Consider the following 24,405-nt stretch of genomic DNA (forward strand, 5'->3'; position numbering starts at 1 on the left):
CGGATGGGCGAGTGAGGTATCGTATCAAGTGCAAGTCCGAGAAGATCGAGCGCGTCGTTACGGAAGATCAGCTTTCGTATTTTCAGTGACGTCCCGGATCCATTCCGCAAGCGCAAGCGTCCATTGGCCTCCCATACCGTCGGGAGGCAGCCAGCTCAATCGGAGCCCAAATGGCGACTCGTGGTTCGTCGCACGCGCGACTCATTTGGACGACTTGTGCGCTGCATCTCGCGCCAACCGCTCCGCCCTGAGACGTTTGTGGTTTTCGTGAAACTCTGGATCGGCTTGACTGTCCGCGATCGTCTGCCGCGCTCCGTTCGGGTTCTGCGCCCGTCGGTCCGCCTCATCGGCGATCTGCTGCTCGGCGGAGCGTTTGGTTTTGGTCATTGCTGGATCCTTACCCATTGATCAGGGCCGCGTCGCCATTTGGCGCTGATGGCCATAACAGCTGGCCGCAAACTCGGCAGACCTTCACCGCAAGCCAGAAGCCGCAGGCGACAAGCGGAAGAGTTATCGAGTCACTTCGCGTAGCCCTGTGATCGGAGCCAAGCGATCCGACGCTCTCCATTCATCCAATCGTCAATATCGGCCTTGCTCGCGAAGCCCGTTATCTCTCGGGGTTCTGCGCCTGGGTACTCGGCGATGATAGCCCAGTCGCCCTCAGATTTACGAACCGGTTTGAAGCTCACTTTTGCTTTTGCCATGCCGAACTATGGAGGAAAGCGGGCGAAAAGGGAACCCTCCAACTGTTGCGACTGAGGAGGCACAAACATTACGCCTGCAGGGCGTTCCCGGTGCCAGGGATGTGAGCAATCGTGAGGCCACGATGTGTTGGAACGCTCCGGCCGAACGCCAACTAAGCAGGCGGGGGTTTGGAGAAACAGCGATGCGGTTCATTCTGGCCTTGAGTCTTCTGATCACCTTGGGCGGCGTGGCCAACGCGGCGCAGGTGCATCATCCACAGCGGCGCCACGATATTGTTCATTCCGGTCAGGGCGTGATCCGATCGGGTCCCACGTCCGCCTTTGCCTACTCACCTCCGACGACGCAACACGGGGCCGCGGTCTACCCTGGCTTCAGTGAGCCGTATTTTGGCGCGTCTCAGGGTTACGCGCCTGGCGAAAAGGAGCGGTTTCTCCGTAGCCTGTTCAGCCCGTAGCGTTGGCCCGTGACGCGCCGCATGGCCGACGGCCCCGAGGGAAGCTGCTGGTATAAACCAGCAGCTCCCTTCCTCACATCACGAGGCGAGGAGGTTGTTACCGTCGGGTCGGATCGTTGGAGCCGCCGGGACGGATAGTCTGGGGACCGCCCTGGCCAGCGGCACCCGCGGCACCCCCGCCGGTGCTCGCGCCGGATCCGGTCGTGCCGCCCGTCGCACCCGTCCCGCTCGACCCTGTTCCCGCCGCAGCGCCGCTCGTTCCGCCATCCGAGCCGGCGGCGGCTCCTCCAGTTCCAGCGCCAGCGCCTGCACCGCCGGCTCCACCCGCGCCGCCTCCTGCCTGCGCATGGGCGAAACCGATCGACGCGCCGGCAAGCAACGCACACATGGCCACTGAGAAGATTGTCTTTCGCATTGTTCAAACTCCGGTTGACGATGACACGCCAATCAAAGCCGCGCGCAAACGTTCCTGATGACATTCATCGAAGGCTTATGCGGTTCGCAGGAACGATCTTGCGCAACGTCGAATTGATTCTGGTTGCCGCCACGCGATGCCTCCTTGTGCGAGGGGAAGTACGGCCAATCGGAAAGCTGCGACTTGTCGGGTGCGATCTGGGCTGCGGGCGATGCAGGACTAGAGCTTCTCAGATCCATCGCCCGCACCGTCCTCGTCAGCCTGAAGGATGGTTTCCGACAGCAGCGCGGCGGCCTTCTGAAGAGGCGCGATGAAGCGGTCCAGCTCGGCGAAGCTCACGCGGGCCAGGGGAACGGAGACGCCGAGACAGGCGATCAGTTCGCGGTCCGGAGACAGGATGGGCACGGCGCAGCCGACCACCCCTCGCACATATTCTTCGTTGGTCTTGGCCCAGCCGCGCTTGCGGGTCTCGTCGAGGACCTTCATCAGACCTTCGACGTCGACGATGGTGGTCTCCGTGTACTTGGTGAGTACAAGTGCGCGGCACAGCTTTTCGCGCGCCCGCTCCGGCAGCCGGCTCATATAGATCTTGCCGGTCGAGGTGCAGTGCAGCGGCGCCGCCTGGCCCGGATTGAATTGCAGCCCCTGCGGTTGCGACACGCGGACACTGTCGACATAGGCCACGACATTGTCCCGCACCACGCCGATCTCGCATTGCTCGCCGATCTCGGCCGCGACAGCGCGCAGCACGGCGTGCCGGCGCGCGGTGCGGAAGGCCGCGCCGATGACCTTGGCCGACAGCGTGACCAGTTGATTGCCGACCACGTAGCGCTTGGTTCCCAACGCCTTCTGCAGAAGCCCGCGCTGCTCGAGATTGCCGATCAGGCGATGCGCGGTCGGCAGCGGGAGGGCCAGCGCGCTGGCGATCTCCGCGACCGAGACCGCTCTGACCTGGCCGGCGACGTGACCCACGATGGCGAATGCCCGGTCGAGCGGTCCATCGGCATTGATCTCCGGCATCTGTATCCGTCCTCCCTCGGAATTGCATAATTATCATTTTTCGGAATAAATACTATTGAAATATGAAAATTGATCTCGACCGTTCGTCCGGATTGCTCATATCGTTGGCGTTGCCGAAAGGTGATCGGGATTTGTGCAGTGCGTCCCCGGCTCCGGGCGCGCTCATCGGGAGAACGGGATGTCTCGCCATTACGACGTCGATGCCGTGCGGAAGGAATTTCCGGCCGTCGAGCGTATCACCTATCTCGACTCCGGCTTCCAGGCCCCGCTCGCGCGGCCGGTCAAGGCGGCGATCGATCTTTTCCTCCGCGAGGGTCTTGAGACGGCCGGCCCGAAAAGCGTCTGGCTCGACCGTGTCGAGCAGACCCGCGAGAAGCTGGCGCGGTTTCTCGGCGTGACGGGCGATGAGGTCGCCTTCACCAAGAACACCTCGGAAAGCATGAACATCGCCGCCAACGCGCTGCCTCTGCGCGCTGGCGACAAGGTGCTGATGATCCACGGCGATCATCCCAACAACGCCTATGCGTTCCTCAATCTCAGGCGCAAGGGCGTGACGGTCGATTTTGCGCCGATGACGGAGGTCGTGAACGCAGACAGCCTTCGTCCGCATATTGGCGAGAAGACCCGGGCGATCTCGATGTCGCAGGTGACCTTCCACGCCGGTCATCGTTTCGACGTCGAAAGCGTCGGCGCGCTCTGCGCGGAGAAGGGGCTCTATTTCGTCGTCGACGTGATGCAGGCGATCGGCGTCGCGCCGATCGACGCGAGGGCGATGCGCGCGACCTTCATCGGGTCGGGCAGTCACAAGGGCCTGCTCGTGCCGCAGGGGCTTGGCCTGCTGGTCTGGGACAAGTCGAGGACCGAGCTCGCGCCCGCTTATCTCGCCGCCGCCGGCCTTGCCGAGGTCCCGGCCGATCTGATCGCCCGGCCCGACAAACTGGAGCTCGCCGCCAGCGCGCGCCGCTTCGAGCTCGGCAACTTCAATCTTCCGGCGATCCACGCGCTCGGCGCCTCGCTCGACATGATCGAAGCCCTGGGCGTGCAGAACATTCAGAACCATTGTCTCGATCTCGGCGATCATCTCATCGCCGGCCTCGACGCGCTGGATATTCGCCTCGTCGGTCCCCGCGAGCGGCGGCACCGCGCGCCGCACATCTACGTCATCGCGCTCCCTGCCGCCGAATGGCTCGGCCATTTCGAAGAGAACGGCATTCGCGTGTCGCCGGAGCGCGACGGCATTCGCGTGTCGTTCGGGATGTTCAATGATTTCGCCGACGTCGATCGTCTGATCGACGTCATCAGGCGGCGCGGCGTGAAGCCGTCATTCAGGGCCGCCTAGACTGTATTTCAGAGGGGAGATGCACATGACTGGTTTTGCACGTGTCTGGGGCGTTCTGTCCGGCCTTGCGGCCGCCGCCACCTTCGCTGCGCCGTCGATCGCGGCCGACAGTCCCACGCTCGCCAGGATCAAGTCGAGCGGGGCCATCACCATCGGTCATCGCGAGGCGTCCATTCCGTTCTCTTATCTCGGTCCCGATCAAAAGCCGATCGGCTTCTCGATGGACCTCTGCGCGGCGATCGTCGAGAGGGTCAAGACGGAGCTGAACCTGCCCAATCTCGCCGTCAAATATACGCCGGTGAACTCGTCCAACCGGATCCCCCTCATTCAAAGTGGCACTATCGACATCGAGTGCGGCGGCACGGCGAACGACAGGAAGCGGCAGGAGCAGGTCTCGTTCTCGGTCGCCACCTTCGTCAGCCAGCCGCGCTGGCTGGTCAAGGCGGATAGCGGCCTGAAGACGGCGGGCGATCTCAAGGGCAAGACCATCGTCGTGACCCAGGGCTCCAATGCCGTCGGCTTCGCGCAAGGCGTAAACGCAAAGGAGCAGCTCGGCTTCAATATCGTCCAGGCGAAAGACCACGCCGAATCCTTCCTGATGCTGAATACCGGCCGCGCGGCCGCCTTCATGGAAGACGATATCCTTCTCGCCGGCCTCAAGGCCGCGGCTCCGAAACCGGATGCGCTGATCTTTCTCCCCGAGGGCTACGCCAAGATCTATTATGGCCTGATGTTCACGAAGGGCGATGCGCCCTTCAAGGCGCTCGTCGACGACGTTCTGTCGAAGCAGATGGCCTCGGGCCAGTTTGAAAAGACTTACGCCAAATGGTTCACGCGGGCGATTCCGCCCAAGGGCGAGAACCTCGCTTTCCCGCTGACGGACGAACTGCAGCAGCGGATCGCCCATCCCAGCGACGCGGTCGATTAGCCGGAGAACAGGAATGTCCGTCGCACGCTGACCCTCTCTCGCATCCGAAAGCTTCGAGGTTGGCCATGTTCGCAGTGCTTTTTGAACCGACGGCAGATGGCCAGCGCTACATCGACTGGCTGTTGTCGGGCCTCGGCTGGACCCTGGCACTGGCGTTCTTCGGCTGGTGGATTGCCTTTGCGGTCGGAATCGTCGTCGGCATCGGCCGCACCGTGCAGAACCGGGCGGTTGCGGCGCTTGCGCGGCTCTATGTCGAGATCTTCCGCAACATCCCGGTCCTGGTGCAGATGTTCCTCTGGTACTTCGTCCTGCCGGAGATCCTTCCCACGACGCTTGGAAACGCGATCAAGCAGATTCCGCCGCCCTGGGGATCGTTCTTTCCGGCGCTCATTTGCCTTGGGCTCTACACCGCGGCCCGGATCGCCGAGCAGGTCCGTGCGGGGATCGAGGCCCTGCCGAAAGGACAGACCGAGGCGGCGAGCGCGCTCGGGCTCAGCTCGTATCTGACCTATCGCCACATCATCGTGCCGCAGGCACTGCGCTTGATCGTGCCGAGCCTGACGAGCGAGGTGATGGGCATCTACAAGAACACCTCGGTCGCGCTCACGATCGGGCTGATGGAGCTCACGGCCCAGGCGCGCCAGATTAGCGAAGCGACGTTCCAGACCTTCACGGCGTTCGGCGCTGCGACGCTGATCTACCTCGCGCTGGCGCTGATTGCGTATCAGGGGATGGCGCTGATCGACCGGGCCGTGCGCATCCCCGGCACGGCGCGGACACACGATGATATCGCGCCGAACCTCGCCGAGGATATTCAACAGGCCGGCTCGTTGCCTGCGGAAATGGAGATCGCGAAATGAACAGTCTTGATTTCTCGATCGTTCTGCAGGCGTGGCCCTATCTCTGGTCCGGATTGCTGTTTTCGTTGGCGCTGACCGCAGTCGCCTTCGTGGTCGGCATGGTCCTGGGCACCTGCTTTGCACTGCTGCAGCACTTCGAGGTGCCGGTGATCGCAAAGATCGTGCGCGGCTACATCGCCCTGGTCCGCTCGATCCCGCTGATCCTCGTCCTGTTCTGGTTCTTCTTCCTGGTGCCGATCGTGCTTGGCCATCTCAGCGGAAGCGGGCGGCCGGTCCCGATCGGCGCGACCTGGACGGCCTTCATCACCTTCGGCCTGTTCGAGGCGGCCTATTATTCGGAGATCATCCGCGTCGGCCTGCGCGCCGTGAACCGCGGGCAGTTCGAGGCATGCCAGGCGCTCGCATTGTCCACCTTCGAGACCTATCGCAGCGTGATCATGCCGCAAGTGCTCCGCGTGGCGAGCCCGATCATCCTGAGCCAGACCATCATCCTGTTCCAGGACACGTCGCTGGTCTACGTGCTCTCGCTCACCGATCTGCTCGGCGCAGCCTCGAAGCTGGCGCAGCTCAATGGCCGCCTCGTCGAGATGTACCTCGTGATCGTCGTGGTCTACCTCGCGATCAGCTCGGCGGCTTCGCAAGGTGTTGCGCTGCTGCGCAAGCGCTATGCGATTGCCGGAACGCGCCAATGAGCAACGTTGCGAGACATCCTGTCCCCTGGGAGACGAAAATGGTTCAGCAGACCGCCGTGGGCGAGACGGGCCGACCGCAGGCCATCGTCGCCGTGGAGGGGGTGGTGAAGCGGTTCGGCCGCTTCACGGCCCTGAATGACATCAATCTCAGTGTGAGGGCAGGTGAGAAGATCGTGCTTTGCGGTCCGTCGGGTTCGGGCAAGTCGACGCTGATCCGCTGCATCAACCATATCGAGACGCATGATTCCGGCCGGATCGTCGTCGACGGCGTCGAGCTGACGGACCGGATGGGGGACATCAACACCGTCCGCCGCGAGGTCGGCATGGTGTTCCAGAGCTTCAACCTGTTTCCGCATCTCTCGATCGTCGAGAATTGCATGCTGGCGCCGATGAAGGTGCGCGGCCTGTCACGCGCGCAGGCGCACGAGCGCGCGCAGGGTTTCCTGCGCAAGGTGCGCATCCACGATCAGGCGAACAAATATCCGGGACAGCTGTCCGGCGGCCAGCAGCAGCGTGTCGCCATCGCGCGCGCCCTCTGCATGCAGCCGAAGATCATGCTGTTCGACGAGCCGACGTCCGCGCTCGACCCCGAGATGGTCAAGGAGGTGCTCGACATCATGGTGGAGCTCGCGCGGGACGGCATGACCATGGTCTGCGTCACGCACGAGATGGGCTTCGCCCGCGAAGTCGCGGACCGCGTGGTTTTCATGGACCGCGGGGCGATTGTCGAGGAAGCCGATCCCGAAACCTTCTTCCGCGCGCCACGCACGGAACGGGCGAGGGATTTTCTCGGCCAGATCATTCATTGACCGGGGACGACCGTTCCTCGCGATGATGCCGTTCTGCGGGTGTTTTGCCCGACCTGTCAAAGCAGCGTCATTGCGAGCCATCGTGTCGTCACCGACGACTGAAGACCCCAATGATTTCAATGGCCCCGCTACTGTGCATGGGGTTGTTTTCGCACTTTTTGTTATGAGGCTGGCGAAACGGCCGCGCCTCAGCGCCGGCCACGCGGCGCCTCGGCCTTGGCGGGCTGATCGGTCTGTGGTCCGCAGCTCGCGGCTGCAAGCGTCGCCTGCGCCTGCGGCATCAGGCCGGGCTCGGGGGCGAGCGCCTTCATCACGATCAGGCCGGTGGTGGAGGGGGAATCGATGATCAGTCGGTCGGCCGCGGTGACCTCTTCGTCCTCGGGCAGCTCGCTGTGCTGCGCTTCCGTCATCAGGTCGAGTTCGATCACCTTGCGGCCCGCCGAGCGGTCGTTGATGGCGTAATAGGCGATCTCGTTGCGGGTGTAGAACGACACCGAGGTGTAGGCCTGGCTCACCGGCACCGTCAGCTTGATCGGTCCGTTCGTCAGGTCATAGCGGCAGATCGCCAGCGCGAAGGCCGGATCCATGAACGGCATTGGCGAGGTGTTGGGATCGGCGAGGGGAAGCTGGCTGACGCCGTTGAGCTTCGTCATCGGCGTCAGCCGCGAATAGGCATCCTGCGTCGCGATCCGCGGCAGCGCCAGCACGCTGACGAGATGGACGACGAGGCCCAGAACGATGCCGGCGATGATGGTGAACAGCAGGCGGATCATGAGCAGCCCGCCGTCGTGATGCTGGGCATCGGCGCATCGCGCTGGGTGCGCGTCGCAACGCCAACGGGGGTGTCGTAGAGGCGCAGCATGAGTGCGTAGCGCTCGATGCCGCCGGTCGGCAGCCAATTGCCGGCGCGCGAGCGCGAAGCGATGCGGATTTCGAATGAACCGTCGGACTGCCGCACGATCTCCTGGCTGGTGAAGCCGTAGCGTTGGAGTGAATTGGCGACGAGGTGGCCCTTGCGGTCGTAGAGCGTCAGCGTCCAGAACCGCGCCGGCGGCGTCACGCCGGAAACGACGACGTCGCAGCGGCCGTCGAGCGCCTTCTTCTTGTCGTCAGTGGTGGCGGTGAAGGCGACGCCGTCGCCGGTGCCGATCGGCAGCTCGCCGTTGCGCACGATGGTGGCGCGCGAATAGGGATCGACGTCTGCCGTGCCGGTGCGCGGCCGCGCGGTCCAGGCGCCGATGGTCAGCGCGCCGATCTCGGTGCCTCGCGTCGTCGTCATCCAGGTCGCGCCGACGCCGACCACGGTCGCGAGCAGGAGGGCCGTCAATGTGATCAGGATCAGCCGCACTTGTTTCGATCAGTTCTTGCGCGGGACGGACACGTTGGCATTCTCTTCCGCATAATTCTGCGGGAAGGCGAGCGCGCTCGCCGCCGAGGACGGCCCGGCCGGCTTGGTGTCGGCATCCGCCGATTTCCTTGCAGACTTGGCCGCGTCATCCAGCAGCTTCTCGACGCGCACCAGGATGTCGGCGCCGCGCTTGGTCAGTACCGGCGGCGGACCCGGCTTGGTCTCCAGGATCTTCGGCGCCGCATTGGCCTGCGCGTTGCTGACATGCTGCGGCGGCAGCTTCTGGCCCATGCCGATGCCGGGGATCTCCCGGACCTCGATGCCCTGATGCGCCGCGAGCATGATGTCGTGCCAGGTCTGCGCCGGCAGCGAGCCGCCGGTCATGCGGTTGGTCGGCGAGTAGTCGTCGTTGCCGTACCACACCGCGCAGGTGAAATTGCCGGTGTAGCCGACGAACCAGGCGTCGCGATACGCGTTGGTGGTACCGGTCTTGCCCGCGGTCGGAATGCCGTCGAGGGCTGCGCGGCGCGCGGTGCCTTCGCTGACGACGTGGCTCATCATGCCGGCCATGTCGGCGGCAACGGAGGCGGGGATCGCCTGCCGCGGCTTCGGCCCGTCGCGGTCCCAGCGCCAGACCGGATCGCCGGCGCCGGTGCGCACCTCCAGCACGGCGTGCGGCGTCACGGCCTTGCCGCGGTTCGGAAACGTCGCGTAGGCCACGGCGTGCTCGAGCACGGTGACTTCGTCCGAGCCGATCGGCAGCGACGGCGTGTCGGGCAGCGGCGCCTTGAGCCCGAACCGGCGCGCGACCTCGACGATCTTGGCGCGGCCGACCTTGGCGGGGTTCTGCGTCTTCGGCTCGTTCTTCCGGCCGATCTCGATCGACAGCTTCACCGGCACGACGTTGATCGAGCGCGTGATCGCCTGCGTCAGCGTCACCGAGCCGGAATAGGAATGGCCATAATTCTGCGGGCACCAATTGCCGATGCAGACCGGGCCGTCGACCACGATCGAGTTCGGCGTGTAACCGTTCAGCAGCGCGGTGGTGTAGACGTAAGGCTTGAACGAGGAGCCGGGCTGGCGATAGGCGTCGGTGGCGCGGTTGAACTGGCTGGCGCCGTAGTCGCGGCCGCCGACCATGGCGCGGATGCCGCCGTCGAGATCGGCGACGACGGTCGCGGCCTGCGTCGCGTGATAGTCGCGGCCGAACTGGCGCAACTGGTTCTCGACCGCGTCTTCGGCGGCCTTCTGCACGTTGGCGTCGATCGCGGTGCGGACCACGAAGACGCGCTCGGTGTAGGATTTCGGGAAGGTGTCGACCAGCTTGCGCATCTCGTCGAAGGCGTAGTCGAGATAATAGTTCGGCGACGCCTCGTCGCGGCGGTCGACCGCGAAGGCGGGGTTGCGGCGGGCGCCGAACACCTGGCCCTCGGTCATGAAGCCGGCATCGACGAGATTGTCGAGCACGACGTTGGCGCGGGCGCGCGCCGCAGGCAGGTTGATGTGGGGCGCGTATTTGGTCGGCGCCTTGAACAGGCCGGCGAGCATCGCCGCTTCCGCCAGCGTCACGTCGCGCGCGGATTTGTTGAAGTAGAAATGCGCCGCGCCGTCGACGCCGAAGGTGCCGCCGCCCATATAGGCGCGGTCCAGATACAGCTTGAGGATCTCGTTCTTGGTCAGCCGCCATTCAAGCCAGATCGCGAGGAAGGCCTCGTTGACCTTGCGTTCGATGGTGCGCTCGTTGCTCAGGAACAGGTTCTTGGCGAGCTGCTGGGTGATGGAGGAGCCGCCCTGGCGGACGCCGCCAGCTTGCGCGTTGGTGACGAGCGCGCGCGCGGTGCCGGCGATGTCGATGCCGAAATGCTCGTAGAATCGGCGGTCTTCGGTCGCCAGCGTCGCCTTGATCAGCACGTCAGGAAAATCTTCCAGCGGGATCGAGTCGTTGTGCTTGATGCCGCGGCTGCCGATCGGGTTGCCGTAGCGGTCGAGGAAGCTCACCGCCAGATCGGACTTCTTCAGCCAGTCCTCGTCCGCGGTCTCGCGGAAGGCGGGAATGGCGAGGGTGAGCATCACGACCAGGCCGCCGAGGCCGAGGGTCGCGGCCTCCGACAGCGGCTCGATGAACACCCAGCGCTTCCACCGCCCGACATAGAAGCGGTCCATGAAGGTCGAGTAGCGCTCGTAGAGCTCACGGATGCCCTTGGCCGAGGAGAACAGCGAGGAGTCGATGCGCGCGTCCAGATCCAGGAAGAAATTCCGGATCCTCTGCTTCCAATGCGGTGGTATGATCTGGCGCACCTAGAACCCTTGAGGCTCGCTTCGAAAGCGTTCAAGCACCCGGCCGGGGCGGCATCGAGACGTCTTGGGAGAATGTTGCGGCAAACCCAAGGCGCCCGGCCAGCATCCGAGGGACTTGCTGTTCCTTCTAGCCGAGCGGAGCCCATAAACCAATGGTCACGCTCGCGATTTTGAACAACAGGCTGAATCGACCCCGGGTCATTACGGGCCCCAAAAGTGCGTTGCTTGCACCACCCCGGCCCCACGCCCTAGATGGTTTCGCCGTAGCTCTTTCGAATTTTTGTTGAGGCGCATGACCGCAGTTCCCAAACGACCTTCAGGCCAGGAAGGATTCTTCTGGAAAACCAAGACGTTGGAAGAGATGTCGGGGCCCGAATGGGAAAGCCTGTGCGACGGCTGCGGGCGCTGCTGCCTGAACAAGCTCGAGGACGAGGACACCGGGCAGATCTATTTCACCCATATCGGCTGCAAGCTGCTCGATGGCGCGAGCTGCGGCTGCAAGGACTATCCGAATCGCTCCGACAAGGTTCCGGATTGCGTCCGCCTGACCCCGGCCAATGTTCGTACCCTGAACTGGCTGCCGCCGAGCTGCGGCTACAAGCTCGTTGCCGAAGGCCGCGATCTCTATTGGTGGCATCCGCTGGTCTCCGGTGATCCCAACACCGTGCATGACGCCGGCGTCTCCGTGCGCGGCCGGGTCGAAGGCAGCGAGGAGCAGATTCCGGACGAGGAGCTCGAAGACCACATCGTGCAATGGCCGGCGCTGCTGCCGAAACGGGCCCGCCTGAAGCGACGTCCGAAGGACTGATCCGACGCACGCCGCCGTTCAATTGTTCGGGATGACCCCCGGGCGGGATGCTCCCATGCGCCGCGGTGCCTGCCTGGGACAAACTTTGCTGTCTACATTGGCTGCATAGAACGAATCCATCGCGGCGTTGCGCCGCCCCACGATGCCCGATCGAAATGAACAAGTTCGAACGGCAGACCAGTTCTGCCGATACCCAGACTTTGCCCGATGATATCGCCGAAGAGCTGTCCCGGCTTCCGAGCGAAGTCATCAGCGTCGATGATGCCCCGTCGATCGCGCCGCCGACGCCGCTGTCGCAGGACGAGGTCCGCACCATCGTCATCAGCCTGATGCTGACGATGTTCCTGGCCGCCCTCGACCAGACCATCGTGGCGACCGCGCTGCCGACCATCGGGCGCCAGTTCCAGGACGTCTCCAATCTCTCCTGGGTCATCACCGCCTATCTGCTCGCCTCGACCGCGGTCGCGCCGGTGTTCGGCACCTTGAGCGACATCTACGGCCGGCGCGCCATGATCATCATCTCGCTCAGCCTGTTCGTGGCAGGCTCGGTGCTGTGCGCGATCGCGCCGAATATGCCGATGCTGATCCTGGCGCGCGGCCTTCAGGGTCTCGGCGGCGGCGGCATCATGCCTGTGGTGCAGACCGTGATCTCCGACGTCGTCTCCCCGCGCGAGCGCGGCCAGTACCAGGCTTATTTCTCCAGCGTGTGGATGGTCGGCGGCATCCTGGGCCCGGTCATCGGCGGCGTGTTCGCCGAGCATCTGCACTGGTCGATGATCTTCTGGATCAATCTGCCGCTGACGGCCGCGGCGCTCGCGCTGCTGCTGCCGAAGATGAAGAAGATTCCGGTGTTCCACCGCAAGCGCAAGGTCGACTGGCTCGGCGGCGTTCTGCTGATGGCCTCCGCCGTGGTCTTCATGCTGGTGCTGACCTGGGGCGGCACGCGCTTTCCGTGGCTGTCGCCGACCGTGCTGGCGATGGTCGGCGGCGCCGTCGCGCTCGCGGTCAGCTTCGTGTGGCACGCCCGGCGCGCCGACGAGCCGTTCCTGCCGCTGCCGCTGCTCGGCGGAAGCGTCGTGCCGTTCGGGCTGATGGCCGGCGGTTGCGCTCTCGGCGCCATCACGGGCCTCACGGTCCAGCTCCCGCTCTATTACGAATCCGTCTATCACCTCACCGCCAGCGAGGCGGGCCTTGCGCTCATTCCGCTCGCGGCCGTCTCGACCGTTGGCGCGGCCGTTGCCGGCCGCACCATGGCGCGGGCCAAGCACTACAAGCGCGTCGCCATCATCGGCACCTCCTGGGCCGTGCTGTGTGGCCTTGGCCTCACGCTGACGACGCTGCCGCTATGGGGCCTGCTGACGCTGATGGCGGCGTTTGCGCTCGGCCTCGGCACCACCTTTCCGGTCTGCGTGGTCTCGGTGCAGAATTCGGTCGCGCGGGCGCAGGTCGGCACCATCACCGGCGCCTTGAACTTCTTCCGCTCTCTGATGTCGTCCTTCACGGTCGCCGCTTTCGCGGCTATCCTGCTGATCGCGCTCGGCATCGACGTTCCGCTCGCCGGCGAGCATCATGCCGCAGGCAGCGTCGCCATTCCCGCCGAAGACATGCGGCACGCCTTCCGCTACGTGTTCGGCGCCGCCACCGCGCTGATGACCATTGCCGCGCTCTGTCTGATCATGATGGAGGAGCGGCCGCTGGCCGGTCCCTCGGCGAAGCAACCCGTCGAGATGGCGGAGTAGGCTAGCCGCCTCGATCGGCGTAAGGCTCGTCTGCGACATTGCCCTCGGCGGCCTTTCGCGCCGCCGCTGCGAGGTGGGTCTTAAGCTGCGCCAGCGCCTTGGCGGACCAATCCCGGACATCTGTGACGGCGACCCAGGCATCGACGTAATGTTCGGGCGCGTAGACATGGCCAAAGCCCATCGGCGTATTGGTCGCGACCGCCATGTCGAGGGCGAGCTGCAGCATGGTCACGACGGGATACCATCGCAATTCCGGTGACACATCCGGCCCGCGCGGCGCCGTCATCCAGTCAGGGGCCTGATAGGCGTCGCGATAGGCGAAGAAGGTGATCGCGTCGCTCGCATATTGCAGATAGACGACGCGCATCGGACCCCAGGGCGCATCTGCCGGCACGGTCGGTCCATTCTGGTTCATGAAGCGTACGAAGCGGCCGTCGCGGAATTCCGGCAGCCAGGCCGGCGTGCCCGGATTGCGACCCGCCGTGATCGAGCGCCAGATGCGACTTTCGAACGGCGCGCCGCTCAAGAGTGCGCCCGCAATTGGATCGCCGATCATCTCGAACAGCTCTGCGGATTTCTCCGAGTTCATCGCGCCGAGGCTCAGTCCATGCAGGTACAGCTTCGGCCGCCGGTCCTTTGGCAGCGTCGTCCAGTAGCCGTAGATTTCTGAAAACAGGGCGCGCGCCGCTTCTGCACCGTATTCGGGCTGAAACAGCAGCGACAGCGGACTGTTGAGATAGGAATACTGCATCGTGACACTGGCGACGTCGCCATGGTGGAGATATTCGACGGTGTCCATCGCGGCGGGGTCGATCCAGCCGGTTCCGGTTGGCGTGACGACGATCAGGATCTTGCGGTCGAAGCCGTGCTGGCGCTTGAGCTCGTCGAGCGCGAGCCTGGCGCGCGCTTGCGCCGTGTCGGCGCCACCTAGGCCGACATAGACCCGCACGGGCTCCTGCGCGGGCCGTCCCGTAACGGCGCTGATCTCCGTTGCGGTCGGCCCCGAGGCGATGAACCGGCGCCCCATGCGTCCGAGCTGCGTCCATTTCACCAGCGAGGCGGCACTTCCCGTCCGTTCCGGCGCGGTCGGCTGCGGCCGCTCGGGCTCGAGCAAGGCGTCGACTTCGCGAAAGGACGAATCGAGCGCGTTGAACGCCGTGCGGATCAGGACATTGCTGGCGATGGACCAGAACAACAGGCCCGCGGCGAGCACGCCGATGACGTTCGCGATCCTCCGCGGAATGACGCGCCTCGCACGCGCGGCGATGAAGCGCACGGCAAGCGCGAACAGCCGCCCCAGCGCCAGCAGCACGACGAACGTCATCACGGCGATGGCGCAGACCTTGAGCGGATGGGCGGTCTCGACCGGCGCCATCTTCATCACGCTGCGGATCGAGTCTTGCCATCCTGCCGCCCGCCACAGAAAAACAGTGACGACGAGCAGGCAGGCGACCGCGACCAGTGCGTTTGCGGTCGATCTCAGGCGCGCCGACGGCTCGGGCAATTCGAGATAGTGCCACAGCCAGCGCCAGACATTGCCGGCGAGATAGCCGATCCCGAAGCACGCGCCGGCGATGGCGCCCTGCGTGAGATAGCTCCGCGGAATCAGCGTCGGCGTCAGCGAGGCTGCGAAGAACAGGGCACCGAGCATGAGGCCGACGCCGGACAACGACAGCAATTGCCGCCGAATGAGCCACGCCAGTTTGCCGAAGGCACCCACTGCGCGATTTAACCTCAGCTGTTGTCTGACAGACCGCTCTTGCGCGGCAGCACGATCGTGAATTCGGTAAACTTGCCGGGCACCGTCGCGACGTCGATCGCGCCGCCGTGCTGCTTCACCACGATGTCGTGGCTCATCGACAGTCCGAGGCCGGTGCCTTCGCCGGCCGGCTTGGTGGTGAAGAACGGATTGAACATCTTTTCCCTGACCTCGTCGGCAATGCCCGTGCCGTTGTCGCGGATGCGGATCTCCACGCTACCGCCGCGGTCGCGGGTTGCTGCGGTCACTACCGGCTCGTAACCGGCGGCGCCGTCGGCCTTGCGCTTGGTGACAGCATGAAAGCCGTTCGAGATCAGGTTCAGCAGCACCCGGGTGATTTCCTGCGGAAACACCTCGGCTTGCCCGGCCGCCGGATCGAGCTCTCGCTGCAACGTCACGTCGAATCCCGGCTTCTCGGCCCGGGCGCCGTGGTAGGCGAGATTGAGGCTCTCTTCCACCAGCCCGTTGATGTCGCTCAGCCCGTGCTCGCCGCCACCCTCGCGCGAATGCAGCAGCATGTTCTTGACGATGGAATCGGCGCGCCGTCCGTGCTGCACGATCTTTCCGAGATTGTCCTTCAGGAGCCCGGTGAGCTCGTCGACTTCGCCGCGGATATCGTCCGCGAGGGCGACGGGTGCGAGCAGCTCGTTCAGCTCCTCGGTCAATTCGGCGGAGAGCGAGGCGAAATTGTTGACGAAGTTGAGCGGGTTCTTGATCTCGTGCGCGATGCCGGCGGTGAGCTGGCCGAGCGATGCCAGCTTCTCGGTCTGGATCAGGCGATCTTGCGCGGCGCGCAGATCGTCCAGCGATCGGCCAAGCTCGCGCGTGCGGTCCTGCACCTCGTTGAACAGGCGCGTGTTCTCGACCGCGATCACGGCCTGGTCGGCGAAGGTCTTGAGCAGGTTGATCGCCTTGTCCGGGAAGTGACCGGGCTCCGGCCGCGTCACGGCAATGGTGCCGATCGCAACGCCGTCGCGCAGCATCGGCACCACGAGGATGCTGCGATAGCCTCGCGTTCGCGCCAGCTCCTTCATGGCCTCGGTGAGGTCGGGTTCGTTCTGCATGTCGCTGCGGAAGGCATATTCTCCGCTCGCCGCCACCCGGCTGTGAATGCCTGACGCCGATAGCGGCGCCGGGAAGGAGCCGAGCAGATCGGCGTTGCCGGCCTCATTGTCGGTGGTGAAGGCGGCCAGATGCAGCATACCGTCGATGAGGCGGGTGACGGTGGAGGAGTGCCCGCCGATCAGCGCCTTGGCGCTGTCGGAGATCGCCTGGAACACCGGGGTGACGTCTGCGGGCGAGGCCGCGATCACCTTGAGGATGTCGGCGGTCGCGGTCTGGCGTTCCAGCGCTTCCCTGGTTGCGTTGAACAGGCTGACATTCTTGATCGCGATCACCGCCTGGTCTGCGAAAGTCTGCAGCAGCCGCACGTGATGGTCGCCGAACGAGCCCGTCGCACGGCGCGTGGCGATGATGATGCCGATGGCCTCACCCTCGCTCATCAGCGGCGTGAACAGCATGCTGCGATAGCCCCGCGCACGCGCGATGTCGCGCGCCGCGGGCTCGATCTCGGTGTCGGGCAGCTGCGCGGCGGCACCATTGGCAACGAGCTGGCAGGGCGGGAATTGCGCGAACGGCACCGGAAAGGACGCCTGGAGCACGCGGTCGCCGGCCGGATCGGTCGGCGTGAATGCGGCGAGGTGCGCGGCGCCGTCGACATAGCGCAGCACCGCGGTGGAAAAGCCGCCGATCAGCCGGTTGGCGTTGGCGGCGATGGCGTCGAACACCGGCTGCACGTCGGAGGGCGAGGCCGCCATCACTTTCAAAATGTCCGCCGTGGCGGTCTGGCGCTCGAGCGCTTCGCGCGTCTCGTTGAACAACCGTGCATTCTCGATCGCGATCACGGCCTGGTCGGCGAAGGTCTGCAGCAGCTGCACGAGATCGGGCGCGAACGCGCCCGGCTCGGCGCGGGTGACGCTGATCATGCCGACCGGCGTGCCCCGGTTCATCAGCGGCATGAACAGCACGCTGCGGAAACCGCGCAGCCGCGCCAGCTCGCGGTTTAGCTCCGGGACGTCATCGGCTTCGCTGTCCGGAAACTGGATGGTCTTTCCGTCACGCACCAGGGCAAAGGTCGGGAAGTCCGCAATCTTGCGCGGGAACGAGGCTTTGAGCCCGTCATCCGCCTCCGGGCTGGTCGGCGTGAACGCCACGAGATGCAGCTCGTCGCCGATGAATTGAAGCACGGTGGCGGAGAAGCCGTCGAGCAAACGCTTGGAACTGGACGCGATCGCCGCGAAGACCGGCCGGGCATCGGAGGGCGAGGCCGCGATATTGCGCAGGATCTCGGCGCTAGCGTTTTGACGATCCCGCGCGATCGCGAGCTCGCTGCGCAGCCGGGCGTTCTCGTCGGCGATATCGTTGGGACGGTCAGTCATTCGCAATCCAGCTCGATGCCGCGAGCTGCGCGGCACCGGGCCGGATTATCACATCCCCCACGGCGGGAGCCAGTCTCGGAAGCCTTGAGGACTCACGTCCCCGGACGCGACACCTCCGTCTCCTTGCTGGTGATGAACTCCAGCAGCACCGGCACGCCTTCCTGCGTCTTCTGGATGCCGCGCCTGATCGCGGGAATGATGTCCTCCGGCCGCGTTACCCGCTCGCCATAGCCGCCAAAGGCGCGCGCCATTGCGGCATAGTCGCCGGAGATGTCGGTCGAGCGATATTTTTCAGTCGAGATCGGCATCACCTTCAGTTCGATCGCCATCGAGAAATTATTGAGCAGGATCGACATGATCGGGATGCGCTCGCGCACCGCGGTCTCGAAATCCATGCCGGTGAAGCCAATCGCCGCATCGCCCCAGACGTTGATGCAGAGCTTGTCGGGCCTTGCGAGCTTGGCGCCCATGGCCAGCCCAAGGCCGTAGCCGAGCTGCGTCGTCTTGCCCCAGCCGAGATAGGTGAGGGGTTTGACCGACTTCCAGAACGGCGAGAGCTGGTCGCGCGGACTGCCGGCATCATGGGTGATGATGGTGTTCTCGATGTCGACGGTGTGCTGCAAATCCCACAGCACGCGATAGGGGCTGAGCGGCGCGTCGTTGCTGGTGAGCTTCGGCATCCATTTCGCCAGCCATTCCTTGTGCGAGGCCGCGATCTCGGCCGCGACGGCGGAAGCATCGCGATCCGCGGTGACGGTCTTGCCGATCTCCTCGAGCAGCGCGTCGAGCACGAGGCCGGCGTCACCGACGAGGCCGATCTTGGCTTCCACGTCCTTGTTGAGATGATTGGGGTCGAGTGTGGAATGGATGATGGTCTTGCCCTTCGGCATCGCGATGCCGAAATTGGTCTCGGTGAAGGAGCAGCCGATGCCGAAGACGACATCGGCCTCGCTCAGAAACTTCGGCACCGCGCGCGGCACCGCAAGCCCACCCGAGCCGAGCGAGAGCGGGTGCGTTTCCGGGAACGATGATTTGCCCCCTAGGCTGGTGGTGACGGGGATCGCCAGCCGCTCGGCCAGCCGCTTCAACTGCGGCCAGGCCTGCGCGTAGTGCACGCCCTGGCCCGCATAGATCACAGGCCGTTTTGCATTCACGAGCAGGCTGGCGGCTTCCTTCACGTGGACCGGATCGGCGCCGTAGCGGGTGCGCAGCACCGGCGTGTAGTCGAGCGGCTCCGGCACCTCCTCGTTCCACATGTCGGAGGGGATCTCGACGATCACCGGCCCGCCGCGGCCGTTCTTCAGCTTGGTGAAGGCGCGGCGGAAGATGTTGGCGACTTCCGCGGCGAGGATGATCGGCTCCGACGATTTCGCGAACGGCTTCATCGCCTCGCTGGAATTGAAGTTCGGCTCGATATGCGCCAGCCTGCGCTGATAGCCCATCGGCAGCACCAGCACCGGCACGGATTCGCCAAAGCACTGCGCGACGCCGCCCATCGCGTTCTCGGCGCCCGGCCCATGCTGCATGCAGAACGCGCCGATGCTGCGGCCCGACGTCACCCGCGAGATCGCATCCGCCATGTGGATGCCGACGCGCTCCTGCCGCACCATCACGGGGCGGATCTCGGCCTTGGCCGCATGCTCGATCAGATGGTTGACGGGATAGCCGCAGAGGATCTCGATCCCCTCGCGCTTCATGATTTCCGCAATGGCGGTGCCGAGCTTCATGGCGTCTCTCTCCTCGAGGCTTGGCCGGTTGGTCCGGCTGCTTGGGCAGAGAGGATCAGGAAATGCCGGGAGCGTAAAGCGTGGGCAGGCGACAGTCAGCTATGCAGCGAAACTGTCATAGTCGGATGGAGCGCAGCGCATCCGGGATAAAACTGCATTGGCGTGAGTTGCTCTCTCCTTGCGCCATCCGGGCTATGGAGCCGGCTATCTGCAATTCTTGCAGATCGTCAGTTTGCGCTTCAACGCCTCGTCCTCATGGTCGAGGCTGCTTGCATCCGGATAGGAGCCGGAGCCTCCTCGGGCGCGGGATCTCACAGGAGGTGTCACCTGACTCGGGATGTCAGTCTCGTCCGCGGCGCTGAAGCCGTCGTAATCGGCCGCCGGCGGAATCCTGGAATTCCCGGTGTTCGCGCGCGACGGCGAGGCAGTTTGCGGAACCAGCGACACCGGCGGCTCGACCGAAGCCTGTCCCCTCGCGCTGTCCTGCGTCCAGGCGCCGATCGACATCAGGCCGACCGCCAGGAGCGTCACGCTTCTCATCCGCATCCCTCAAGCCGCTCCGGTCCATCGAATGACGGCATCGCGCGTCGAGCGGCGCTATGAAGACTATCGCGCAGTCGCATGGCGGTCAAAGTTGACGGAAATGGGATACGAGTGGTCGCCGGCCCGGACCCGAGACGCGGGCCGGGATGCGGTGACCGTGACCGACGTGAAAGCCGATCGCGACGACAAGGCGTTCCGCAGGGATTGCGCATGATCCCGCAGGATTCGGCAATACGGTTCAGCGTCCGTCGTGCAGTTCTGTTGGAAATGCGCAAACGGACATACCGACATGATTGAGCTCACCGTCAACGGAACCAAGCACCGTGTCGACGTCGTTCCCGAGATGCCCTTGTTGTGGGTGTTGCGCGACGAGCTCGGCATCACCAGCGCAAAATACGGTTGCGGGGTCGCGCAATGCGGCGCCTGCACCGTACACATCGACGGCAAGGCGGTGCGGTCCTGTCAGTCGCATATCGGCGAGGTCGCCGGCAAATCGGTCGTCACACTAGAAGGCCTCGGCAACAAGGACCACCACCCGGTGTTGCAGGCCTGGATCGAGCATCAGGTTCCGCAATGCGGCTACTGCCAGACTGGCCAGATCATGCAGGCGATCACGCTGCTCACCAAGATCCCCAAACCGACGGACGAGCAGATCGATCAGGTGATGGCGGGAAATCTCTGCCGCTGCGGCACCTATCCGCGCATCCGCGCGGCGATCCATGCGGCCGCGGCCAAGAAAATGGCGGAGAAGTGATATGGGTCGTATGCAGGACCTTTCGCGCCGCGCCTTTGTCTTCGGCTCCGCCGCGCTGGCGGGCGGAATCGCCTTCGGCTCCTACAGCGGTGCCGAAGCGGCCGCACCGACCGCCGGCGACAATCCCTTGACCGCCGGCCTGGGGCCTAATTCCGTGACGTTCAATCCCTGGGTCGAAATCAGCCCTGACAAGATCACGCTGATCGCACAGCATGCCGACATCGGTCAGGGCGTCGGCTCGGTGCAGCCGATCATGATCGCCGAGGAGATGGACCTCGATCCCGGCCAGTTCGAAGTTCGCTTCGCCGGCCCGAGTCCCGCCTATTTCAACACCGGGTTCAAGGAGGAACTGGCGCCTTTCCTCGCCTCGGATCAGAGCCCCGCGGCCGAAGCGGGTCGCGCTGCGGCGCTCGAGGGTCTTCGAAAGTCCGGCCTGCAGATGACGGGCGGCTCGAGCACCATCCCCGACACCTACGAGAAGCTGCGCAAGGCCGGCGCCGTTGCGCGCGAAACGTTGAAGGCTGCTGCCGCCAAACGTTCGGGCGTCGCGGTGGCGGACATCCGCACCCGATCCGGGCACGTGATCTTCCCCGACGGCAAGAAGATTCCCTATGTCGAGCTCGCGGCGGACGCCGCGAAGATCCCCCCGGTGCTCGACGCGCAGACGCGCGATCCCTCCACCTGGCGCATGATCGGCAAGCCGATGATGCGCCTCGACGTGCGTTCGAAGGTGATGGGCGAGCTGAAGTTCGGCATCGACATGAAAATGGACGGCATGCTGTACGCCTCCGTCAAGCTGAACCCCAACAAGGGACAGCCGCTGAAATCCTACGATGCGCGCAAGGCGCTTGCGATGCCGGGGGTCAAGAAGGTCCTCGAGCTCAGGAACGGCGTCGCGGCGATCGCGACGAACAGCTGGTACGCAATGAAGGCGGCCGACGCCATCGTTTGCGAGTGGGCGCCCTCGACCTATCCCGCAGAGCAGGCGGACCACTGGAAGGTTCTGGAATCGTCTTTCAAGCCGGAGTTCCTGGGCAAGGAATGGCGCACGATCGGCGATGTCGAAGCCGGCCTGAAGACGGGAACGCGCATCGATGCGGAGTATCGCGCGCCCTATGTCGCCCATCAGCCGCTCGAGCCGCTCAACGGTATCGGCCTCGTCACCGAGAAGGGGATGGAGATCTGGGTCGGACACCAGAGTCCCCAATTCGTGCAACATGTCGCGGCGACCGCGATCGGCCTGAAGCCGGAACAGGTCACCTTCCACAATCAGTGGACCGGCGGGAGTTTTGGCCACCGTCTCGAATACGAGAACGTCCGTGTGCTTGCCGAGATCGCAAACCAGATGCGCGGCACGCCGATCAAGCTGTTGTTCTCGCGCGAGGAGGATTTCCTCCAGGACATTCCGCGGCAGATTGCCATCGCTCGGCACAGAGGCAGCATCGACAAGGGCAAGATCGTCGCGGCCGATTTGCAGCTGGCCTCGACGGCGCCGCTCAAGGGGCTGCTCGAACGTTCGGGCGCCCCCTCGAAGGATCCCGACGCGCAATTGGCGGCCGGCCTCTGGAACGTCTCCTACGACATCCCGAATTTCCGGGCCACGACTTACGAGGCGCAGGGACTGTCGCCGAGCACCACATGGCGGTCGGTCGGCGCTTCGACGGCCGGCTTCTTCACCGAGAGCTTCATCGACGAATTGATCCATGCGGCGGGGCTCGATCCGATGAAGGCGCGGATCGAGATGTGCGCCGTGCCACACTACCGCAAGCTGCTGGAGACGCTCGCGGAGATGTCGGACTGGAAGGGACCGCTCGGCAACGGCAGGGGCCGGGGCGTTGCCTTGGTCGAGTCCTTCGGCACACCGGTCGCCGAAGTCGTCGAGGTCACCAAAACCGACCGGGGCATCAGGATCGACAAGGTCTGGGTCGCGGTCGACGTCGGCAAGGTGATCGATCCCGTCAATTTCGAGAACCAGGTACAGGGCGGGGTGGTCTGGGGCCTCGGCCACGCCATCAACTGCGAGCTCACTTACGCGAAGGGCGCGGTGCAGCAGACCAATTACAACCACCACGAGGCCATGCGCATCTATCAATGCCCGGTGATCGAGGTTCGCGGGCTCGAGAACGAGCCCAAGGTGAGGGGAGTCGGAGAACCGCCCGTTCCGCCGGCCGCGCCCGCGCTCGCCAACGCGATCTTCGCTGCGACCGGGCTGCGCATCCGCGAAATGCCCTTCAACAAGTTCATCGATTTCGTGTGAGGCAGGCCATGAAGGGATCTCTGATTGCGCTCGTCCTCGCGGGCTCGACTATCGCCGCCGTCACCGGCATCGTCGCGGCCAAGGACGAGGTCGCCAAAGACCTGCTGCCGCCGGGCAGCGTCAGCCGCGTCGAGGGGCTGGAGGCCTGGAAGCGGATCGAAGCAGTGGTGACGCATCCACGTTGTGCCAATTGCCATGTCGATGCCAAGGCCATCCCGATCTGGACGCCGGCAGGCGAAACCAAGCCCCGCGTGCACGGCATGAACATCCACGGCGGCGAGAGCCGCATCGGCGCGGAGGCGATCCCGTGCTCGACCTGTCACATGACTTCGACCCAGGCGAACGAGCCCGCGCCGGCGCCGCCACGCGCCGGCATCGACTGGCAGCTTGCCCCGGTGGCCTTCATCTGGTTCGGCAAGAGCGGGTCTGAGATTTGCGCGCAGATAAAGGACCCCAAGCGCAATGGCGGACGCGATGCCGCCGGCCTCGTCGAGCATTTGCGGCACGATGCCTCGCTGAACGGATTCATTCCGCGCGGCTGGGCGCCCGGCGCGGGCCGGTCGACGCCGCCGGGTTCATTCGAGGATCACGTCAAGGATATGGCGAAGTGGGGAGCGGCGGGGCAACCCTGTCCGAATTGACGGTCCTGCGCGTCGGATGCCAAGTGCTGTCGCAGGGGTAAAACGGCAATTCGACGCGGCCGGATTTCACGGCAGCTTGGCCGATCCACCTACCATCCGTTGTGCTGCCCGACGGGCAAAACATACCACGGCTGGGTCGATGGCCGGACGTCAAAATATTCGAATTTACAGAAGTTCGGTTTTGCCGTACAAGCTCCGCCATCCCGCCCGCCACAAGGGGCGTTTCGCGATCGTCACGAGACGCGGGCCGGGATGCGATGGCCGCGACGGCGTCGGCGCGCAATGGTGGCTGCAGGGCGGGGAAACCCGTGAGCAGCGGCAGGCGCGATACGACACGGCGCTGACAGCGTCTTCGAATGGTCTTTGCGGCGAGCGCACGCCAGCCGTCGAGAACCCAGCGAGGACGTGCGCGGACGGAGAAGTCGTGTGGTCCTGACGCCCGGGGTTCTGGCGTTAAGGCTTGCGGTGATGTGGCGGCCAACCGGTGCGCGCATCTGAAATCCGCAAGGCGACGGGGGCAATAGTGCAACGCTCCCCGAGGAGAGCACGAAGGACACCGTGAAAACCATCGCGCAGGGAAGGCCGGGCGACCGGCAACACCTGTGGTCCACCCCGTGCGCTTCTTTTAGCACACGCGGGACTTCGGGTGCCAGCCGGCGCCCGGCCTTCCCTGCGCCCTTGCTTTCAAAGGGCGCGAGACGAACGCAAAGCCCGGGCGAAACATGCCGCGGGGATGATCAGCCATGTCCATCGCCAAACAGCGGTCTCGTGCCCAGGACGCGCCGCAGCACGAAGTGATGCGGCGCAGAGCCGGGGCCCAGTCTCACAGCGCGTTCGGGACACGAGAGCGGCGCGATATGGCCAATGACGT

20 protein-coding genes are annotated in these 24,405 nt (G+C 64.8%); 11 read left to right on the forward strand and 9 right to left on the reverse strand.

Annotated elements, in window-relative coordinates:
* Nucleotides 1-201: 201 nt before the first annotated feature.
* Complete coding sequence (locus tag ACFDR6_RS21585; protein WP_212081329.1) at nucleotides 202-387, reverse strand: hypothetical protein; 186 nt, start codon at nucleotides 385-387, stop codon at nucleotides 202-204.
* Between the two features lie 499 nt (nucleotides 388-886).
* Here ACFDR6_RS21585 and ACFDR6_RS21590 point away from each other — a divergent pair, with 499 nt between their 5' ends.
* Nucleotides 887-1,159, forward strand: coding sequence for a hypothetical protein (locus ACFDR6_RS21590; protein WP_375859427.1), 273 nt, complete (start codon nucleotides 887-889; stop codon nucleotides 1,157-1,159).
* Nucleotides 1,160-1,793: 634 nt separating this feature from the next.
* On the opposite strand, the gene ACFDR6_RS21595 is transcribed toward ACFDR6_RS21590, so the two are convergent.
* Nucleotides 1,794-2,594, reverse strand: coding sequence for an IclR family transcriptional regulator (locus ACFDR6_RS21595; RefSeq protein WP_212081331.1), 801 nt, complete (start codon nucleotides 2,592-2,594; stop codon nucleotides 1,794-1,796).
* A 178-nt stretch (nucleotides 2,595-2,772) separates the two neighbouring features.
* Here ACFDR6_RS21595 and ACFDR6_RS21600 point away from each other — a divergent pair, with 178 nt between their 5' ends.
* The 5 genes from ACFDR6_RS21600 (at nucleotide 2,773) to ACFDR6_RS21620 (ending at nucleotide 7,222) form a co-directional block, all read left to right on the forward strand.
* Nucleotides 2,773-3,933: an aminotransferase class V-fold PLP-dependent enzyme gene (locus tag ACFDR6_RS21600; RefSeq protein ID WP_375859428.1), complete on the forward strand. Its 1,161-nt coding sequence runs from the start codon at nucleotides 2,773-2,775 to the stop codon at nucleotides 3,931-3,933.
* A 19-nt stretch (nucleotides 3,934-3,952) separates the two neighbouring features.
* On the forward strand, nucleotides 3,953-4,861 hold the full coding sequence (locus ACFDR6_RS21605; protein ID WP_317240346.1) for an amino acid ABC transporter substrate-binding protein: 909 nt from the start codon (nucleotides 3,953-3,955) through the stop codon (nucleotides 4,859-4,861).
* A gap of 65 nt (nucleotides 4,862-4,926) precedes the next feature.
* The gene (locus tag ACFDR6_RS21610) at nucleotides 4,927-5,721 is read left to right on the forward strand and encodes an amino acid ABC transporter permease (RefSeq protein WP_317240345.1); all 795 of its coding nucleotides are present in this window, start codon (nucleotides 4,927-4,929) and stop codon (nucleotides 5,719-5,721) included.
* On the forward strand, nucleotides 5,718-6,413 hold the full coding sequence (locus tag ACFDR6_RS21615; RefSeq protein WP_317240344.1) for an amino acid ABC transporter permease: 696 nt from the start codon (nucleotides 5,718-5,720) through the stop codon (nucleotides 6,411-6,413). The genes ACFDR6_RS21610 and ACFDR6_RS21615 overlap by 4 nt, the downstream gene beginning before the upstream one ends.
* A 38-nt stretch (nucleotides 6,414-6,451) precedes the next feature.
* Entirely contained in the window at nucleotides 6,452-7,222 is a 771-nt protein-coding gene (locus ACFDR6_RS21620) for an amino acid ABC transporter ATP-binding protein (RefSeq protein ID WP_249153051.1), read from the forward strand.
* Nucleotides 7,223-7,410: 188 nt separating this feature from the next.
* On the opposite strand, the gene ACFDR6_RS21625 is transcribed toward ACFDR6_RS21620, so the two are convergent.
* The 3 genes from ACFDR6_RS21625 to ACFDR6_RS21635 are packed head-to-tail and all read right to left on the reverse strand — an operon-like array spanning nucleotide 7,411 to nucleotide 10,868.
* On the reverse strand, nucleotides 7,411-7,995 hold the full coding sequence (locus tag ACFDR6_RS21625; protein WP_212081336.1) for a DUF1254 domain-containing protein: 585 nt from the start codon (nucleotides 7,993-7,995) through the stop codon (nucleotides 7,411-7,413).
* Nucleotides 7,992-8,570: a DUF1214 domain-containing protein gene (locus ACFDR6_RS21630; RefSeq protein WP_317240343.1), complete on the reverse strand. Its 579-nt coding sequence runs from the start codon at nucleotides 8,568-8,570 to the stop codon at nucleotides 7,992-7,994. The genes ACFDR6_RS21625 and ACFDR6_RS21630 overlap by 4 nt, the downstream gene beginning before the upstream one ends.
* A 9-nt stretch (nucleotides 8,571-8,579) precedes the next feature.
* Nucleotides 8,580-10,868 (reverse strand): transglycosylase domain-containing protein, encoded by a 2,289-nt coding sequence (locus ACFDR6_RS21635; RefSeq protein WP_212081338.1) that lies wholly within the window; start codon nucleotides 10,866-10,868, stop codon nucleotides 8,580-8,582.
* A gap of 292 nt (nucleotides 10,869-11,160) precedes the next feature.
* Between ACFDR6_RS21635 and ACFDR6_RS21640 the strand changes: the two genes are divergently transcribed.
* Together ACFDR6_RS21640 and ACFDR6_RS21645 are read left to right on the forward strand one after the other, a co-directional pair.
* The gene (locus ACFDR6_RS21640; protein ID WP_212081339.1) at nucleotides 11,161-11,676 is read left to right on the forward strand and encodes a YcgN family cysteine cluster protein; all 516 of its coding nucleotides are present in this window, start codon (nucleotides 11,161-11,163) and stop codon (nucleotides 11,674-11,676) included.
* Between the two features lie 155 nt (nucleotides 11,677-11,831).
* Nucleotides 11,832-13,415, forward strand: coding sequence for an MDR family MFS transporter (locus ACFDR6_RS21645; protein WP_375859429.1), 1,584 nt, complete (start codon nucleotides 11,832-11,834; stop codon nucleotides 13,413-13,415).
* Nucleotide 13,416: 1 nt separating this feature from the next.
* On the opposite strand, the gene ACFDR6_RS21650 is transcribed toward ACFDR6_RS21645, so the two are convergent.
* From ACFDR6_RS21650 to ACFDR6_RS21665, 4 genes are all read right to left on the reverse strand, one after another.
* Nucleotides 13,417-15,066, reverse strand: coding sequence for an alpha/beta hydrolase (locus tag ACFDR6_RS21650; RefSeq protein WP_375859572.1), 1,650 nt, complete (start codon nucleotides 15,064-15,066; stop codon nucleotides 13,417-13,419).
* Between the two features lie 83 nt (nucleotides 15,067-15,149).
* Nucleotides 15,150-17,612: a GAF domain-containing sensor histidine kinase gene (locus ACFDR6_RS21655; RefSeq protein ID WP_375859430.1), complete on the reverse strand. Its 2,463-nt coding sequence runs from the start codon at nucleotides 17,610-17,612 to the stop codon at nucleotides 15,150-15,152.
* Between the two features lie 92 nt (nucleotides 17,613-17,704).
* Entirely contained in the window at nucleotides 17,705-19,339 is a 1,635-nt protein-coding gene (locus ACFDR6_RS21660; protein ID WP_375859431.1) for a thiamine pyrophosphate-requiring protein, read from the reverse strand.
* A gap of 204 nt (nucleotides 19,340-19,543) precedes the next feature.
* Nucleotides 19,544-19,879 carry a hypothetical protein gene (locus ACFDR6_RS21665; RefSeq protein ID WP_212081343.1) on the reverse strand — a complete coding sequence of 112 codons (336 nt, stop codon included), beginning with the start codon at nucleotides 19,877-19,879 and terminating at the stop codon, nucleotides 19,544-19,546.
* 292 nt (nucleotides 19,880-20,171) lie between these two features.
* Here ACFDR6_RS21665 and ACFDR6_RS21670 point away from each other — a divergent pair, with 292 nt between their 5' ends.
* Genes ACFDR6_RS21670 through ACFDR6_RS21680 form a run of 3 tightly spaced genes read left to right on the forward strand, consistent with a single transcriptional unit; the run spans nucleotide 20,172 to nucleotide 23,534 of the window.
* Nucleotides 20,172-20,636, forward strand: coding sequence for a (2Fe-2S)-binding protein (locus ACFDR6_RS21670; protein WP_375859432.1), 465 nt, complete (start codon nucleotides 20,172-20,174; stop codon nucleotides 20,634-20,636).
* A 1-nt stretch (nucleotide 20,637) separates the two neighbouring features.
* A complete protein-coding gene (locus ACFDR6_RS21675) occupies nucleotides 20,638-22,893 on the forward strand; it encodes a xanthine dehydrogenase family protein molybdopterin-binding subunit (RefSeq protein ID WP_375859433.1) in 2,256 nt (751 codons plus the stop codon).
* Between the two features lie 8 nt (nucleotides 22,894-22,901).
* Entirely contained in the window at nucleotides 22,902-23,534 is a 633-nt protein-coding gene (locus tag ACFDR6_RS21680; RefSeq protein WP_375859434.1) for a hypothetical protein, read from the forward strand.
* Nucleotides 23,535-24,405 lie beyond the last annotated feature (871 nt).

Origin of the sequence: Bradyrhizobium tunisiense, from assembly GCF_042263385.1 — a bacterium.
Taxonomy (GTDB): domain Bacteria; phylum Pseudomonadota; class Alphaproteobacteria; order Rhizobiales; family Xanthobacteraceae; genus Bradyrhizobium; species Bradyrhizobium tunisiense.

What these genes read in the sequence shown, in the direction of transcription:
- ACFDR6_RS21625 (WP_212081336.1), bottom strand. Translation starts at nt 7,995, where the DNA reads ATGATCCGCCTGCTGTTCACCATCATCGCCGGCATCGTTCTGGGCCTC.
- ACFDR6_RS21590 (WP_375859427.1), top strand. Translation starts at nt 887, where the DNA reads ATGCGGTTCATTCTGGCCTTGAGTCTTCTGATCACCTTGGGCGGCGTG.
- ACFDR6_RS21675 (WP_375859433.1), top strand. Translation starts at nt 20,638, where the DNA reads ATGGGTCGTATGCAGGACCTTTCGCGCCGCGCCTTTGTCTTCGGCTCC.
- ACFDR6_RS21615 (WP_317240344.1), top strand. Translation starts at nt 5,718, where the DNA reads ATGAACAGTCTTGATTTCTCGATCGTTCTGCAGGCGTGGCCCTATCTC.
- ACFDR6_RS21670 (WP_375859432.1), top strand. Translation starts at nt 20,172, where the DNA reads ATGATTGAGCTCACCGTCAACGGAACCAAGCACCGTGTCGACGTCGTT.
- ACFDR6_RS21610 (WP_317240345.1), top strand. Translation starts at nt 4,927, where the DNA reads ATGTTCGCAGTGCTTTTTGAACCGACGGCAGATGGCCAGCGCTACATC.
- ACFDR6_RS21585 (WP_212081329.1), bottom strand. Translation starts at nt 387, where the DNA reads ATGACCAAAACCAAACGCTCCGCCGAGCAGCAGATCGCCGATGAGGCG.
- ACFDR6_RS21650 (WP_375859572.1), bottom strand. Translation starts at nt 15,066, where the DNA reads ATGCTCGGTGCCCTGTTCTTCGCAGCCTCGCTGACGCCGACGCTGATT.
- ACFDR6_RS21680 (WP_375859434.1), top strand. Translation starts at nt 22,902, where the DNA reads ATGAAGGGATCTCTGATTGCGCTCGTCCTCGCGGGCTCGACTATCGCC.
- ACFDR6_RS21595 (WP_212081331.1), bottom strand. Translation starts at nt 2,594, where the DNA reads ATGCCGGAGATCAATGCCGATGGACCGCTCGACCGGGCATTCGCCATC.
- ACFDR6_RS21665 (WP_212081343.1), bottom strand. Translation starts at nt 19,879, where the DNA reads ATGAGAAGCGTGACGCTCCTGGCGGTCGGCCTGATGTCGATCGGCGCC.
- ACFDR6_RS21645 (WP_375859429.1), top strand. Translation starts at nt 11,832, where the DNA reads ATGAACAAGTTCGAACGGCAGACCAGTTCTGCCGATACCCAGACTTTG.
- ACFDR6_RS21600 (WP_375859428.1), top strand. Translation starts at nt 2,773, where the DNA reads ATGTCTCGCCATTACGACGTCGATGCCGTGCGGAAGGAATTTCCGGCC.
- ACFDR6_RS21655 (WP_375859430.1), bottom strand. Translation starts at nt 17,612, where the DNA reads ATGACTGACCGTCCCAACGATATCGCCGACGAGAACGCCCGGCTGCGC.
- ACFDR6_RS21620 (WP_249153051.1), top strand. Translation starts at nt 6,452, where the DNA reads ATGGTTCAGCAGACCGCCGTGGGCGAGACGGGCCGACCGCAGGCCATC.
- ACFDR6_RS21640 (WP_212081339.1), top strand. Translation starts at nt 11,161, where the DNA reads ATGACCGCAGTTCCCAAACGACCTTCAGGCCAGGAAGGATTCTTCTGG.
- ACFDR6_RS21660 (WP_375859431.1), bottom strand. Translation starts at nt 19,339, where the DNA reads ATGAAGCTCGGCACCGCCATTGCGGAAATCATGAAGCGCGAGGGGATC.
- ACFDR6_RS21605 (WP_317240346.1), top strand. Translation starts at nt 3,953, where the DNA reads ATGCACATGACTGGTTTTGCACGTGTCTGGGGCGTTCTGTCCGGCCTT.